Genomic DNA, 15,754 nt, shown 5'->3' with positions numbered 1-15,754 from the left:
ATGTGCAGCACCGATTTCGGCGAAACCACCGTCATCACCCCGGTCGCCAGGCCAGGCCTGACGCCGCAGGAAGTGGCGCAGGCCATGCTGGACGGCTTCAACCGCCATTACGCCCTATTCCGTTACAGCGCGCAGCGCGCCAAATCGCTGTACGAATCAGGCGACTGGCATGGCATCCAGCAGCTCGCGCGCGAGCGCATCGAATACTACGCCACGCGGGTGCGCGAATGCGCCGCCATGCTGAGCCAGGCCCTGCGCCTGCGCCCGGCCGGTCCGGCCGGCGACGGGCAGCTGGACGAGGAGCAGCAGCAATTCTGGCTGCAGGCCAAGAGCGAATTCGTGCGCCTGCTCTCCGGGCACCGCCAGCCCGAATGCGCCGAGACCTTCTTCAATTCCGTATCGTGCCGCGTGCTGCATCGGCACTACTTCCGCAATGAATTCATCTTCGTGCGTCCGGCCGTGGCCACCGACTACCTGGACGGCGCGCTGCCTTCCTACCGCGTCTACTACCCGGTCCAGGAAGGCCTGGAGGATTGCCTGACCCACATGCTGGCCGACTTCGGCCTGGCCGCTCCCTTCGAGGACCTGCCCGCCGACGTTCGCACGCTGTCGCGCCTGGCGCTGCGCCAGTTGTGCCGGCGCCTGCCGCGCGGCCACGGGCCGCGCATCGGCTCGGACTGCCAGATCCAGGTCCTGAACTCCCTGTTCTTCCGCAACAAGGGCGCCTACGTGGTGGGCCGGCTGATCAACCACGGCGAAGTCCACCCCTTTTCGCTGGCCATCCTGCATCGCCCCTCGGGCCACCTGTACATCGACGCGCTGCTGCACACCACGGATGACCTGTCCACGCTGTTCAGCTTCACGCGGGCCTATTTCCTGGTGGACATGGAGGCGCCGTCGGCCTACGTGGACTTCCTGTCCAGCCTGCTGCCGCGCAAGCCCAAGGCCGAACTCTACACCGCCATCGGCCTGCAAAAGCAGGGAAAGACGCTCTTCTACCGCGATTTCCTGCATCACCTGTCGCATTCGCACGACCGCTTCGACCTGGCGCCGGGCATCCGCGGGATGGTGATGACCGTCTTCACCCTGCCGTCCTACCCCTATGTGTTCAAGCTGATCCGCGACCGCATCCAGAAGCCGGGCATGGACCACGCCACCGTGCGCGCCAAGTACCAGCTGGTCAAGAAGCACGACCGGGTCGGCCGCATGGCCGACACCTGGGACTATTCCCAGGTGGCCCTGCCCAAGGCGCGCTTCTCGCCGGCCCTGCTGCACGAGCTGCGCACCGAGGTGCCCAGCCTGCTGGAGGAAACCGAAGACACCATCGTGCTGCGCCACGTCTACATCGAGCGCCGCATGACGCCGCTGAACCTGTTCCTAAACAAGGCCAGCGACGCCGCCCTGAATGCGGCCGTGCGCCAGTACGGCAACGCCATCCGCGAGCTGGCCGCCGCCGACATCTTCCCCGGCGACATGCTGTACAAGAACTTCGGCGTGCCCCGCCTGGGCCGGGTGGTGTTCTACGACTACGACGAGATCCAGCACATGCGCGAGATGAACTTCCGCGCCATTCCGCCCGCGCCCAACGAAGAGGCCGAGATGGCCAGCGAACCCTGGTACCCCATCGGCCCGAACGACGTGTTTCCCGAGGAATTCGGCTACTTCCTGCTCGGCGAGCCGCGCGTCCGCAAGGCCTTCATGGCCCACCACGCGCAGCTGCTGGACCCGCAATGGTGGGCGCAATGTCGCCAGCGTGTGACACAAGGCCGAATTGAAAACATTTTCCCGTACGATAGTGACAGGCAGCTGCAGGACTTTCGTCGGCAGGCGCCTGTCACCGTCACTTCTTCACACTCAGGAGTCCCTCATGGTCTGAGGCAGTAATCATTGTCACGGTCGCCCGCACTCCCATGGGCGGCATGCTCGGCAGCCTGTCCGACCTGGCCGCTCACGAGCTGGGCGCCGTCGCCATCAAGGCCGCGGTCGAGCGCTCGGGCATCGCCGGGGAAGCGATCAACGAAGTCATCATGGGCAACGTGCTGCAGGCCGGGCAGGGACAGGCTCCCGCCCGCCAGGCCGCCCTGGGCGCCGGACTGCCCAAGGGAGTGGCGTGCACCACCATCCACAAAGTCTGCGGCTCGGGCCTGAAGGCCGCCATGTTCGCGCACGACCTGATCAAGGCCGGCAGCGCCGAGGTGGTGGTGGCCGGCGGCCAGGAAAGCATGAGCAACGCCCCCTACCTGCTGCTCAAGGGCCGCCAGGGCTACCGCTACGGCCACTCCACGGTTTACGACCACATGGCCCTGGACGGCCTGGAGGACGCCTACAGCCGCGGCACCGCCATGGGCGTGTTCGCCGAGGACTGCGCCGGCAAATACAACTTCAGCCGCGAAGAGCAGGACGCCTTTGCGCTGGAATCGCTGCGCCGCGCCCGCCAGGCCAGCGAGGACGGCAGCTTCGACTGGGAAATCGCCCCCGTGACCATCGCCGGCCGCAAGGGCGAGGTGGTCATCGCCAAGGACGAGGCGCCCGCCAAGGCCCTGCCGGAAAAAATCCCCACGCTGCGCCCTGCCTTCAAGAAGGACGGCACCATCACCGCCGCCAACGCCTCCTCCATCTCGGACGGGGCCGCCGCCATGGTGCTGACCACCGAATCCAAGGCCAGGGAGCTGGGCGCGACGCCCCTGGCGCGCATCGTGGCCCACACCCAGCACTCGCAGGAGCCGCAGTGGTTCACCACCGCGCCGGTGGGCGCCATCCAGAAGCTGCTCGACAAGACCGGCTGGAGCGTGGCGGACGTGGATCTGTTCGAGATCAACGAAGCCTTCGCGGTGGTCACCATGGCCGCCATGAAGGAGCTGAACCTGCCTCATGACAAGGTCAACATCCACGGCGGCGCCACCGCCCTGGGCCACCCCATCGGCGCCTCCGGCGCGCGCCTGCTGGCCACCCTGGTCGGCGCGCTGCGCAAGACCGGCGGCAAGCGCGGCATCGCCTCGCTGTGCATCGGCGGGGGCGAAGCCGTCGCTCTGGCCGTCGAGCTGGTCTAAGCAAGTCCGCCTGCCGGGCCGCGAGGCCCGGCAGGGCATCCGGGCTTTCCTCCGTTCTCTTTCCAGGCACGCCATGTCAGTCATCGAATCCCGCATCAATACGCGCTCCCAGGACTTCCAGGACAACGCCTCGGTCATGCAGGCCCTGATCGCCGACCTGCGCCGGAAACTGCAGCAGACCGCCCTGGGCGGGTCCGAACAGTCTCGCCAGCGCCACCTGGCGCGCGGCAAGCTGCTGCCGCGCGAGCGCGTGGAGCGGCTGCTGGATCCCGGCACCCCCTTCCTGGAACTGTCCCCGCTGGCGGCCCAGGACGTCTACGACAATGAATCGCCCGGTGCGGGCATCATCACCGGCATAGGCCGCGTGGCCGGCGTCGAATGCGTGATCGTCTGCAACGACGCCACCGTCAAGGTCGGGACCTACTACCCGCTGACGGTCAAGAAGCACCTGCGCGCCCAGGAGATCGCCCAGCAGAATCGCCTGCCGTGCATCTACCTGGTCGAGTCGGGCGGGGCCAACCTGCCCAACCAGGACGAAGTCTTCCCGGACCGCGACCATTTCGGCCGCATCTTCTACAACCAGGCCAACCTGTCGGCCCAGGGCGTCGCCCAGATCGCCGTGGTCATGGGTTCGTGCACGGCCGGCGGCGCCTACGTGCCCGCCATGAGCGATGAATCCATCATCGTGCGCGACCAGGGCACGATCTTCCTGGGCGGCCCGCCGCTGGTGAAGGCCGCCACGGGGGAGGAAGTCAGCGCCGAGGACCTGGGCGGGGGCGACGTGCACACGCGGCTGTCCGGGGTGGCAGACCACCTGGCCGAGGACGACCTGCACGCCCTGCAGCTGGCGCGCCGCTGCGTGGGCCGCCTGAATCGCAGCAAGCGCCTGCCCTGGCCCCTGCAGCCGGTGCGCGAGCCGCTGTACGATCCGCAGGAGCTCAACGGCATCATTCCCGCCGACACCCGCAAGCCCTACGACGTGCGCGAGGTCATCGCCCGCATCGTGGACGGCTCCGAATTCGACGAATTCAAGGCGCGCTTCGGCACCACCCTGGTCACGGGCTTCGCCCACATACACGGCATGCCGGTGGGCATCATCGCCAACAACGGCATCCTGTTCTCCGAGGCCGCCCAGAAGGGCACGCACTTCATCGAACTGTGCTGCCAGCGCAAGACGCCGCTGGTCTTTCTGCAGAACATCACGGGATTCATGGTGGGGCGCAAGTACGAGAACGAAGGCATCGCCCGCCACGGCGCCAAGATGGTCACGGCCGTGTCAACCGCCGCCGTGCCCAAATTCACCGTCATCCTGGGCGGCTCCTTCGGCGCAGGCAACTACGGCATGTGCGGCCGCGCCTTCGGCCCGCGCCTGTTGTTCCTGTGGCCCAACGCCCGCATTTCCGTCATGGGCGGCGAACAGGCCGCCAGCGTGCTGGCCACGGTGCGGCGCGACGGCCTGGAGGCCCGCGGCCAGAGCTGGAGCGCCCAGGAAGAAGAAGCCTTCAAGGCGCCCATACGCGCCCAGTACGAGCATGAAGGGCACCCGTACTACGCCACGGCGCGGCTGTGGGACGACGGCATCATCCAGCCCTCGGACACCCGGCGCGTGCTGGCCCTGGGCCTGTCCGCGGCCCTGAACGCCCCCATCGAAGACACCCGCTTCGGCGTGTTCCGCATGTAAGTCCACGGGAGACAGAAAACATGTTCCAGACCCTGCTGATCGCCAACCGCGGCGAAATCGCCTGCCGGGTGGCCGCCCCCGCCCGACGCCTGGGGCTGCGCCCCGTGGCCGTCTACTCGGACGCCGACGCGGACGCCCCGCACGTGCGCGCCTGCGACCAGGCCGTGCGCATCGGCGGCCCCGAGCCGCGCGACAGCTACCTGAAGATAGACGCCATCCTGGCCGCCGCGCGCGCCGCCGGCGCCCACGCCGTCCACCCCGGCTACGGCTTCCTGTCCGAGAACGAACATTTCGCCCGCGCCTGCGAGGAGGCCGGACTGATCTTCGTCGGCCCGCCCGCCCAGGCCATCGCGGCCATGGGCAGCAAGTCCGCCGCCAAGGCCCTGATGGAGCGCGCCGGCGTGCCGCTGGTGCCCGGCTACCACGGCGACGAGCAGGCCCCCGACTTCCTGCACCGGCAGGCCGACGCCATAGGCTACCCCGTGCTGATCAAGGCCAGCGCCGGCGGCGGGGGCAAGGGCATGCGCATCGTGGAATCGTCGGGCGCCTTCCTGGAAGCCCTGCGTTCCTGCCAGCGCGAGGCCGCCAGCAGCTTCGGCGACGATCGCGTCCTGATCGAGCGCTACATCACCAAGCCGCGCCACATCGAGATCCAGGTCTTCGGCGACCAGCACGGCCAGTACGTCTACCTGTTCGAGCGCGACTGCTCGGTGCAGCGCCGCCACCAGAAGGTCATCGAGGAAGCCCCCGCGCCCGGCATGACGGCCGAGCGGCGGCAAGCCATGGGAGAGGCGGCCATCGCCGCCGCGCGCGCCGTGAACTACGTGGGCGCCGGCACGGTGGAATTCATCGCCGAGCAGGACGGCCGCTTCTACTTCAGGGAGATAAACACCCGCCTGCAGGTCGAACACCCGGTCACGGAGCTGATCACCGGCCACGACCTGGTGGAGTGGCAGTTGCGCGTGGCCGACGGCCAGCCCCTGCCGGCCCGCCAGGAAGACCTGCGCATAGACGGCCATGCCATCGAGGTGCGCATCTACGCGGAAAATCCGGACAAGGACTTCCTGCCTTCCATCGGCACCCTGCGCACGCTGCGCTATCCGGAGCACGCGGCCTTTGCGCCCGGCCCGGTGCGCATCGACAGCGGCGTGCGCCAGGGCAGCGTCATCAGCCCCTTCTACGATCCCATGATCGCCAAGGTCATCACGCACGGCGCGGACCGCGAACAGGCCCGCCGCCGGCTGATCCGCACGCTGGCCGACACGCAGGTGGCGGGCGTGCACACCAACAAGACCTTTCTGCAGCGCCTGCTGGGCGATGCGGCATTCGCCCAGGCCGATCTGGATACCGGCCTGATCCCGCGCCGGCATGACGCATTGTTCCCGCAGGCCGGCGCCGTGCCCGCCGCCGTGCTGTCCCTGGCCGCCTGCGCCTTGCTGGCCCGCCAAGCCCTGCCGGGCCGGGACCGCAGCCCGACCCCGCCGGCCGATCCCTGGTCCGCCCGCGACGGCTGGCGGGTGGGCGGCGACTACCACCAGACCCTATCCCTGATGGCCGGGGAACAACGCCACGACCTGCGCCTGGAACGTCAGGAACAGGCTTGGCGCCTGCAGGCCGCCGACGGCGTGCGCCTGCTGGACTGGCAGGCCGCGGCCCGGCCCGACCAGCCCGAAGCGCAGACCCTGCGGGTCTGGCTGGACGGCGCCGAGCATCGCGGCCAGGTGCTGCAGGACGGCGACCAGCTGCAGGTGAGCCTGGACGGCGCGGACTGGGCGCTGAGCCTGTTCGACCCGCTGCTGGCCGCCGGCCAGGGCCGGGACGAAGGACATGGCGGCCGCTTGACCGCTCCCATGCCGGGCAAGATCACCGCCCTGAACGTGGACGCGGGCGCCAGCGTCAAGCGCGGCGACGTGCTGCTGGTCATGGAAGCCATGAAGATGGAGCACTCCATCCTGGCGCCGGCCGACGGCACCGTCACGGAACTGTTCTTCGCAGTCGGCGACCAGGTGCCCGAAGGCGCCGAGCTGGCCGCCATGGAGCACTAGCGCGCGGCGGGCCGATCCGGCGCGCCGCATTGCCGGACCGGCAAAATCAGCGTACAGTCGCAATCGGCAAGGGCCCCCGGAACGGGGCCCTTGCCGTTGAGACCCGATCATGAACGCCTTTTCCGCCCCTTCCTATTGCGGCCGCTTCGCGCCCAGCCCCAGCGGTCCCCTGCACGACGGCTCGCTGGTCGCCGCCATGGCCAGCCATCTGGAAGCCCGCGCCCGGCAAGGCCGCTGGCTGCTGCGCATCGAAGACATCGATGCGCCGCGCGTGGTGGCGGGGGCCGACCGGCTCATCATGCAGCAGCTGCAGGCCCTGGGCATGCGCTGGGACGGCGAACCCGTCTGGCAGCAGCAGCGCCTGAGGCGCTATCAGGAAGTCTTCGACGGCCTGCTGGAGCGCGGCCTGGTGTATGGCTGCGCCTGCACCCGCCAGGAAATCCAGGCTGCCTCGCGTCCGCCCGCGCCCGGGTCGCACGAACGCCCTTATCCAGGCACCTGCCGCCAGGGCGTGCCGGCCGGCCGTTCGGTGCGGGCCTGGCGCCTGCGCGTGCCCGAGGGCGTCGAACGCTTCAACGATCGCTGGGCGGGGCCGCAGCAGCAAGACGTGGCCCGCGACGTGGGCGACTTCACCCTGAAACGCGCGGACGGCATGTGGGCCTATCAATTCGTGGTGGTGATCGATGACGCCGACCAGGGCGTGACCGACGTGGTTCGCGGCGCCGACCTGCTGGACTCCACGGCGCGCCAGCGCGTGCTGCAGCATATCCTGGGCGTCCCCCTGCCGCGCACGCTGCACGTGCCGCTGGCCCTGGACGAACGCGGCCAGAAGCTGTCCAAGCAGAACCACGCGCCCGCCCTGGACCTGGTCCATCCCTTGCAGACCTTGAACCGCGCCTGGACTTTCCTGGGTTTCGAAGCCCTGGCCGCCGCCGGCATCGACGACTTCTGGTCCAGAGCGACGGCGGCGTGGGCGCAACGCTTTCCCTGGCCCGGTCCGGAGGACGATGGTTTCAAATAAACCACACATCGGGTGAGCCAAACTGCTCTTTGCCGCAATTATCAGGCGCCGTAGCAGCAGAGCGCCCAGGCCCCTGCGGCCCTAGGGAAAAAGCAAGCTTCGCACAGGGCCGGAGCGCCTGTCAGCCCAAGAAAATCCCCATTTGCCCCGCACCGTAAATCAGCGTAAAGTCTGACACAACGGTTACCGAACCACCCAGCCTTTTAATCACTTAGGACGGCAACCTTATACACATGTTTGATATCCTGGTTTCCCTATTCGAGACGTACTACAACCCCCAGGCCTGTCCCAAGGCGGAGGTTCTGGCCCACAAACTGGCCGCTATCGGCTTTGAAGACGAGGACATCAACGACGCACTCAGCTGGCTGCACGCCATGGGCGAGACATCGTCCCAGTGCCAGCCCCTGCAACAACGAAGCGACGCCAGCCTGCGCATTTTCTCGGACCACGAACAGCATGTGCTGGGCGCCGAAGCCATGGGCTTCATCACTTTCCTGCAGAACTCGGGCGCCTTGCCCGCGCATCTGCGTGAAATCCTGATCGAAAGCGCGATGGCGGTGGACGAAAGCCCCGTGTCGCTGGACAAGATCAAGATCGTCGCCCTGATGGTGCTCTGGAGCCACGAAGCGGAGATCGATCACCTGATCTTCGAAGAACTGCTCAGCGACGACTCCACGCGCCTGTCCCACTGAAACCAAACCCAAATGACAAAGCCCCGCGCAAGCGGGGCTTTGTCATTCAGGCGCCGCCCCGGCCAGCACGGACCGGGGCGCAGGTTCAAGGTATTTCCTGCAGTTGCGCGTCCAGCATGCGGCGCAGCAGGGCCTGCCCGCCGTCGGACACGGCAAACTCGCCATACCGGGCTTCCTCGAAGCGCCCGCCCGTACCTTCCGCAAAGAACCAGGCGTCCGTACCCGGAGTCCAGCCCGACTGGCGACGCTTCAAGCTCAGGCGCACGGCGTCCTGCGGCTCGGCCTGCTGCTCCACGCCCAGCCAGCGCGATTCTCCGTCCAGGTCCACATGCACTCCGCGCAGCTGCGCCACGCCCCGCTCGTCCAGCTGCAGGCTGGCCTGCAGCCGCCCGGCCTGGCGCACAGCCTGCTCCTGTTCGAGCGGCAGCCCGCCGATCAGGGCCGACACCTGCTGGGAGACGGCGAAGTTCAGCGCCATATAGTCGCCCTGCATCAGAGAACGGGGATCCACCGGCGCCAGCTCCAGCACCACGGGGCGGCCGCCGGACAGGATGCGTTCCTTCTGGACGATGACGGCATTGGCCACGCCCAGGACCAGCGCCAGACCGGCCAGCACGCCGGCCACGACTCCCCGAGGCGGGCTGGCCGGCGCAGCGGCCTGCCCGTCAAGGCGCCGTTCCCGGCCCAGCCCGGCCAGGACCACGCATCCGGCTCCGGTGGCCAGTAACAGCCAGGCCTTGTCCAACAGGCTGATGTCCAGCAGGTAGTAAAGCCGCCACAGGCTGAACAGCCCCAAGGCCACGCCCACGGCCAGCAGGCTGAGATAACGCCAGGCATAGGCGGCCAGGATCCAGCTCAAGGCCAGGGCCACGGGCGGATAGGGCAGCCAGGCCGCGCACAGGGCCGCCAGACCGGCAAAAGCGACCAGGCCGACCCGGGGACGCTCACGCCAGTCCCGCCAGTACAGGCCCAGAATGAACAGGGGCAGGATGGACACCAGTACGTCGACCACATTGAGGGGCGGGCGCTCCAGGTAGGCGCTCAGACCCCAGCGCACGGCTTCCCAGGCCACGCTGCGCCACAGGCCATGCAGCATCAGCGCCCAGAACAGCGGCATCCAGAAGGAGCCGCGGTCCGCCTGCTTGAAACTGCGGTGCCCCAGCCAGAGCGCCAGCAGGAAGAAAAGCAGGCCCGGAAGGCTCAGCAGCCAGCCCGGCGGTTCCCGCCTGCGTTCCAGCATCCGGTCGATGAACAGGTATTGCAGGCCCAGCAGCGCCCAGGCCGCCAGCAGGAAGCGCAGCACGAACTGGCCGCGCGCCTGGCGGTACAGCAGGCCGGCGACCAGCACGCCCAACAAGGCGCTGACTTCCCGCGGCCACGGGTAATAGCCGTCGATGAGCGGGGCGCTGAGCAGCAGCACGGCGCACAGCACCCAGCCACCCACCAGATCGCGGCGCGCCAGGGTCTGGGCGCGGACATACAGCAGCGGCGAGGCCAATGCCATCACCGCGCCCACCACGCCCATGGCCTCGATGCTCAAGTCCAGCGACAAGGCCAGATAAAGCAGCACCAGCAGGGGCAAGACGATGTAGAGCACCAGCTTGACCACGCGCAGATACCAGGGATAGTGCTCGTCGCCCGCGGGGTCAGCTTCGTCCCCGCCGGCGGCTGGCCGCGCATTCCGCCAGTGCGCCAGATGCAGCTGCAGGACGCGCAGCAGGCCCAGGCCCAGGGCGATCAGCACCGCCAGGGCCAGCAGGAAGGAGCTGTCGACCAGATAATCCAGCACCAGCGCGAACACGACGCCATAGGCGCCCAGCAGCGCCACCGCCGACATGAACAGATCGCTGCGCCACAGACGATAGAGCCCGTAGAGCGCCAGGTACAGGCCCAGCGCCGGCCACAGCCCCTGCTCGATCGCCAGAAGGGCGATGAAGCCGGCCACCGCCACGGCCGCGGACCGCGCCAGCAGCCGCCAGGGATCATGACGCGGCCGCCATACGGTTTCCGCCGCCAGGAGCAGCAGCGCATTGAGCCCCAGGCCCAGCCAGATCGGCCACGTTTCTGCGCCGCCCGCCCAATACGTCACCTGCGTGTCTATCCATAAGTACAGGGCGGCATTGAGCACGACCAGCCAGAGCACGGACAGGAACACGCTGCGCACCGTCAGCACCCAGGGCAGGATGAGGGCGGCCCACAAGGCGAACAGCTGCCAAGGGTCGGCCCCCGTCTGGTAGACCTGGCCGATCAGCGCGAACAGGCCGCCGCAGCCCACGGCCGCCAGCCCGGTCAGGGCCGCGGGCACGCCCAGATCATGGGACCAGCCGCCCTGGCGCCGCCGCATCAGCAGCGCCAGCAGGGCGGACAGGGCCAACGCCCCCTGGGCCAGCGCCAGCCTGGCCGTCGGCCCCCAGCCCGGCCAATTGGCGGCGATCCAGGTGATCAAACCGCTGGCCAGCAGCAAAACCGCCAGCCCCCAGGCCATTTTTGTCAGAAAGACTCGCCAGTCCGACGGCCATACGTTAGTCTTGTCAGGTCTCATAACTTGCATAGAGCGATTGGCACCTCGTATCATCCGCGCTATTGCCGCGGAATTGCTGTCACTGGAATCATATGGATAAAACACTCATCATTGCCGAGAAACCTTCTGTCGCCGTAGATATATCACGGGCATTGGGCGGTTTCACGCGAGAAGGTGACTATTTTGAAAGCGATCGCTATGTGCTGGCCTCCAGCATCGGCCATCTGCTGAGCCTGGTGGCTCCCAATGATCCCGTGCGCGGCAAGTGGAGCTTCACGCATCTGCCCGTGATTCCCCCGCAGTTCGAGCTCAACCCCACCGACAAGAAATCGGCCGAGCGCCTGAAGCTGCTGGTCAAACTGATCAAGCGCAAGGACGTCACCGCCGTCATCAACGCCTGTGACGCGGGACGCGAGGGCGAGCTGATCTTCCGCTACATCATGCAGTACGCCGGCGCCAAGAAGCCCGTGCAGCGCCTGTGGCTGCGTTCCATGACGCAGAGCGCCATCCGCGAGGCCTTCGAGAACCTGCGCGACGACGAAGACATGAAGCCGCTGGAGTCCGCGGCCCGCTCGCGCGCCGAAGCCGACTGGCTGGTGGGCATCAACGGCACGCGCGCCATGACGGCCTTCAACAGCAAGGACGGCGGCTTCTTCAAGACGCCCGTGGGCCGCGTGCAGACGCCCACCCTGGCCATCGTCAACGAACGCGAGAACCGCATCCGCCAGTTCGTCTCGCGCGACTACTGGGAAGTGCACGCCGACTTCGTGGCGGCCGCCGGCCTGTACACCGGCCGCTGGTTCGATCCCAAATTCGTCAAGGACGAGCACGACCCGGAAAAGCGCGACTCGCGCCTGTGGTCGCTGCCCGCCGCCCAGACCATCGTGGCCGCCTGCCGCGACAAGCCGGGCGTGGTCACCGAGGAATCCAAGCCCAGCACGCAGATCTCGCCCGCGCTGTTCGACCTGACCTCGCTGCAGCGCGAGGCCAACTCGCGCTTCGGCTTTTCCGCCAAGACCACCCTGGCCCTGGCCCAGACCCTGTACGAGCGCCACAAGGCCCTGACCTACCCCCGTACGGATTCGCGCTACCTGCCCGAAGACTACCTGGGCACCGTCAAGGACACCATGCGCGCCCTGGCCGACAGCGCCACGCCCGCCGCCGCTTCCGTCCAGCCTTTTGCCAGGACCGTGGTCCAGAACAACTGGGTCAAGCCCAACCGCCGCATCTTCGACAACAAGAAGGTGTCGGACCACTTCGCCATCATTCCCACGCTGCAGATCCCGCGCGAGCTGAGCGATGCCGAGAACAAGATCTACGAACTGGTGACGCGCCGCTTCCTGGCCGTGTTCTTCCCGGCCGCGGAATTCAAGGTCACCACCCGCATCACGGAAGTCTCGGGCTACCACTTCAAGACCGAAGGCAAGGTGCTGGTCTCGCCGGGCTGGCTGGCCATCTACGGACGCGACGCCCAGGGCGAGGACGCCTCGCTGGTGCCGGTGGCCGAGGGCGAGAAGGTGCGCACCGAGGACATCGCCCCCAAGGGGCTGGCCACCAAGCCGCCGGCGCGCTTCACCGAAGCCACGCTGCTGTCGGCCATGGAAGGTGCCGGCAAGCTGGTGGACGACGAAGCCCTGCGCGAAGCCATGTCAGAGCGCGGGCTGGGCACCCCGGCCACGCGCGCGGCCATCATCGAAGGCCTGCTCAACGAAGGCTACCTGCGCCGCGAGGGGCGCGAGCTGGTGCCCAGCGCCAAGGCGCGCCAGCTCATGACGCTGCTCTCGGGCCTGGGCGTGAGCGAACTGACCTCGCCCGAGCTGACCGGCGAATGGGAGCACCAGCTCAAGCAGATCGAGCAGCGCCAGCTGGACCGCGACGTCTTCATGCGCGAGATCGCGCAGATGACCCAGGTGATCGTCAAGCGCGCCAAGGAATACGAGCGCGACACCGTGCCGGGCGACTACGCCACGCTGCAGACCCCCTGCCCCAAGTGCGGCGGCGTGGTCAAGGAGAACTACCGCCGCTACGCCTGCACTTCCTGCGATTTTTCCATCGGCAAGCATCCGGGCGGGCGCACCTTCGAGCTGCCCGAAGTGGAAGAACTGCTGGCCAAGAAGGAACTGGGCCCGCTGCCCGGCTTCATCAGCAAGATGGGCCGGCCCTTTGCCGCCATCCTGCGCATCACCGACGACTACAAGCTGGAATTCGACTTCGGCCAGAACGACGAAGACGAGGACGAAGCCGTGGACTTCACCGGCCAGACTCCGGTCGGCCCCTGCCCCAAGTGCCAGTCCCCGGTATTCGAGCACGGCCTGCGCTACATCTGCGAAAAATCCGTCGGTCCGGCCAAGTCCTGCGATTTCCGCAGCGGCAAGGTCATCCTGCAGCAGGAGATCAACCGCGACCAGATGGCCAAGCTGCTGAACGAGGGCAAGACCGACCTGCTGGACGGTTTCGTGTCCTCGCGCACCAATCGCAAGTTCAAGGCCTTCCTGGTGCGCCAGGCCGACGGCAAGATCGGCTTCGAGTTCGAACCGCGTCCGGAGAAGACCGCGCGCAAGACCGCGGCCAAGAAGAGCGCGACCAAGGCCGCCGCCAAGAAGACCGCCGCCAAGAAAACGGCGGCGAGAAAGACGGCCGTGAAAAAAACCGCCGCCAAGGCGGCGGAATAAGACGCTGCCGCCGCCAAGGCAACGGCCTCCCTCCGGGAGGCCGTTTGCTTTGGATGATCCTGCGCGCCGCCAAGAACAGATGAGTTCTACCTGGATTTTCACTTTATATTAAAATAAGAATCGTTTTTATTTGCCTTACCTTTTATAACTCCATTTTCAGCCTAGCAGGCGTCCGATTCTGCATGCCGACAGACTCCAGCTCATCCTCCAACAACCGGCGCAGCCTACTGGTCGACGCCTTATGCGAGCATTATGACGATCTGCTCGGCCAGTTGCGCCGACGCTTTGGAGCCCATGCCTTTGTACAGGACGTGCTGCATGACGCCTGCGTGCGCTTGCTGGAGCGCCCCGAGCCCGCCCTTGTGCGTTCGCCCCTGCGCTTGCTGCGCCGCATCCTGAATCACCTTGCGATCGACCGCTATCGCAGCGATCAGGCGCGCGCACGCCATGACGCCCAATTCAGGGCCATGGACGAGCTGGCCTGCCCAACCGCCAATCCTGAACAACGGACCTGCGCACGCCAGCAGCTGGAGCGATTGATGCATGCCATCGACACCTTGCCGCCCCGCTGCCGCGAGGTCTTCATCCTGCACAAAATCCACGGCATGCATCAGGCCGACGTGGCCCGCCTGCAAGCCATTTCCATCAAGACCGTGGAAAAACATATACGGACGGGCCTGGCGCACTGCCGCCGCCGGATGGAGCGCTGCTGAATGAACCCGACGCCTGCCGAACAAGCCTGCCTGCCCCCAGAGCCCGACGGGCAGGGCATGGACAAGCTGCTGAGCCGTCACCAGGCCGAACTGCGCGTCCGCTTCCCCTTGCCCGACCTGGAGCGCCTGGCCCGCGATGCCGCCGAGCGCAAGCGCCAGCGCGAACGCCGGCGGGCCGGCGGGGGCCTGCTGGCCCTGGCAGCCTTAAGCGCGAGCCCGCGGGATTGGAACCCGGCCTGGCGCCACGAGCGCCTGAGCAGTCCTCTGAACGCCCAGGCCCAGGTAACGCTGCGCGACGGCACATCGGCGACGCTGGACCGCGACACCCGCCTGTCGGCCGCCTGGCGGTTGCGCAGCCGCGACCTGACCCTGGAGCAAGGGCGCGCCTACTTCGACGTCAGCCATTCCGCCTGGCGCCCTTTCCACGTTCAAGCCGGCCGCGTCCAGGTGCGAGTCCTGGGAACTCGCTTTGCCGTGGAGCAGGCCGCCTCTGCCGTGGCAGTGACCGTCGAAGAAGGCCGGGTGCACGTGCGCCACCAGGCGCATCCCGGCATCCAGGACCAGGAACTGGACGCAAACGAACGTCTGATCCTAAGCGATACGGGCCAGGCCAGCCGCGAAACGGTTCAGGCCGACAGGCTGTTGGCCTGGCAGCGCGGCCAGTTGATCATCAATGACCTGCCCCTGTCGCAAGCGCTGGCGCAATTGCAGCCCTACTTGCCCCAGCCCCTGCGCCTGGGCGACCCGGCGCTGGCCCGACAGCGCGTCAGCGCCGTCTTTCAACTGGCCTCATTGGCGCAGCTGCCTGCTCTGCTGCCGCATGTATGGCCGGTGTCCGTCCAGAAACAGGACGACGGAGGCCTGCTCTTGCTGCCCGCCAAGAAGTAACGTTTTGCAACGATGGTAGGGATGACTTCCGGTTGAAACGGCTAAGCCTGTTCAGACCTCTTTCCAAGGATTTCCGCTCATGCCCTTGCCGTTCATCGTTCGCCTGGCTCCGCTGGCCCTTGCCTGCGTGAGCGCGGCACTTCATGCCCAGTCCCTGACTTTCAGCCAGGCCGCCCAGCCCCTGGGCACGGCCTTGACCCGTATCGCCAGCCAGGCCGGGGTGCAAGTGTTCTTCACCCAGGACCTGGTCGAGAACCGCCAGGCGCCCGCCCTGCAAGGCCAGTACACGGCCCGCCAGGCCTTGCAAGCAGTACTGCAGGGATCAGGGCTGACCTTGAAGCCGGCGGGCCCCGATTCCTACACACTGCAAACGGCAGACGTCCCGCTCGGCGAGACAAAAACCATCCGACAGGGCGATACCCTGGCTGCGGTGACGGTCGTGGCCTCGCGCACGCCCTAAAACGAGGGAAG

At 67.4% G+C, this 15,754-nt stretch carries 11 protein-coding genes; 10 read left to right on the top strand and 1 reads right to left on the bottom strand.

The genetic code is table 11. The features are described 5' to 3' along the window. From aceK to ACWPWO_RS00910, 6 genes are all read left to right on the top strand, one after another. Positions 1-1,884: a bifunctional isocitrate dehydrogenase kinase/phosphatase gene (gene aceK / locus ACWPWO_RS00935; protein ID WP_454003702.1), complete on the top strand. Its 1,884-nt coding sequence runs from the start codon at positions 1-3 to the stop codon at positions 1,882-1,884. Positions 1,885-1,910: 26 nt separating this feature from the next. Continuing rightward, positions 1,911-3,050 carry an acetyl-CoA C-acyltransferase gene (locus ACWPWO_RS00930; RefSeq protein WP_454003700.1) on the top strand — a complete coding sequence of 380 codons (1,140 nt, stop codon included), beginning with the start codon at positions 1,911-1,913 and terminating at the stop codon, positions 3,048-3,050. A gap of 73 nt (positions 3,051-3,123) precedes the next feature. Further along, positions 3,124-4,731, top strand: coding sequence for a carboxyl transferase domain-containing protein (locus ACWPWO_RS00925; RefSeq protein WP_454003698.1), 1,608 nt, complete (start codon positions 3,124-3,126; stop codon positions 4,729-4,731). Positions 4,732-4,751: 20 nt separating this feature from the next. Beyond that, positions 4,752-6,776 (top strand): ATP-binding protein, encoded by a 2,025-nt coding sequence (locus ACWPWO_RS00920; protein ID WP_454003696.1) that lies wholly within the window; start codon positions 4,752-4,754, stop codon positions 6,774-6,776. Positions 6,777-6,885: 109 nt separating this feature from the next. Then, a complete protein-coding gene (gene gluQRS / locus ACWPWO_RS00915; RefSeq protein WP_454003695.1) occupies positions 6,886-7,797 on the top strand; it encodes a tRNA glutamyl-Q(34) synthetase GluQRS in 912 nt (303 codons plus the stop codon). A 233-nt stretch (positions 7,798-8,030) separates the two neighbouring features. Next, positions 8,031-8,489, top strand: coding sequence for a DUF494 family protein (locus tag ACWPWO_RS00910; RefSeq protein WP_454003694.1), 459 nt, complete (start codon positions 8,031-8,033; stop codon positions 8,487-8,489). Between the two features lie 85 nt (positions 8,490-8,574). On the opposite strand, the gene ACWPWO_RS00905 is transcribed toward ACWPWO_RS00910, so the two are convergent. Further along, the gene (locus ACWPWO_RS00905; RefSeq protein ID WP_454003692.1) at positions 8,575-10,974 is read right to left on the bottom strand and encodes a GDYXXLXY domain-containing protein; all 2,400 of its coding nucleotides are present in this window, start codon (positions 10,972-10,974) and stop codon (positions 8,575-8,577) included. A gap of 128 nt (positions 10,975-11,102) precedes the next feature. Between ACWPWO_RS00905 and ACWPWO_RS00900 the strand changes: the two genes are divergently transcribed. The 4 genes from ACWPWO_RS00900 to ACWPWO_RS00885 all read left to right on the top strand — a co-directional run bounded on the left by ACWPWO_RS00900 (position 11,103) and on the right by ACWPWO_RS00885 (position 15,743). Further along, entirely contained in the window at positions 11,103-13,682 is a 2,580-nt protein-coding gene (locus tag ACWPWO_RS00900; RefSeq protein ID WP_454003690.1) for a DNA topoisomerase III, read from the top strand. Positions 13,683-13,864: 182 nt separating this feature from the next. Then, positions 13,865-14,395: an RNA polymerase sigma factor gene (locus tag ACWPWO_RS00895; protein WP_394063195.1), complete on the top strand. Its 531-nt coding sequence runs from the start codon at positions 13,865-13,867 to the stop codon at positions 14,393-14,395. Continuing rightward, the gene (locus ACWPWO_RS00890) at positions 14,396-15,283 is read left to right on the top strand and encodes a FecR family protein (protein ID WP_454003688.1); all 888 of its coding nucleotides are present in this window, start codon (positions 14,396-14,398) and stop codon (positions 15,281-15,283) included. Positions 15,284-15,362: 79 nt separating this feature from the next. After that, complete coding sequence (locus ACWPWO_RS00885; RefSeq protein ID WP_454003686.1) at positions 15,363-15,743, top strand: STN domain-containing protein; 381 nt, start codon at positions 15,363-15,365, stop codon at positions 15,741-15,743. The last annotated feature ends 11 nt before the right edge of the window (positions 15,744-15,754 follow it).

It is taken from the genome of Alcaligenes sp. Marseille-Q7550, assembly GCF_965112015.1.
The sequence above is the reverse complement of the archived record's forward strand: the minus strand, read 5'-3'. Positions and strand labels throughout refer to the sequence as shown.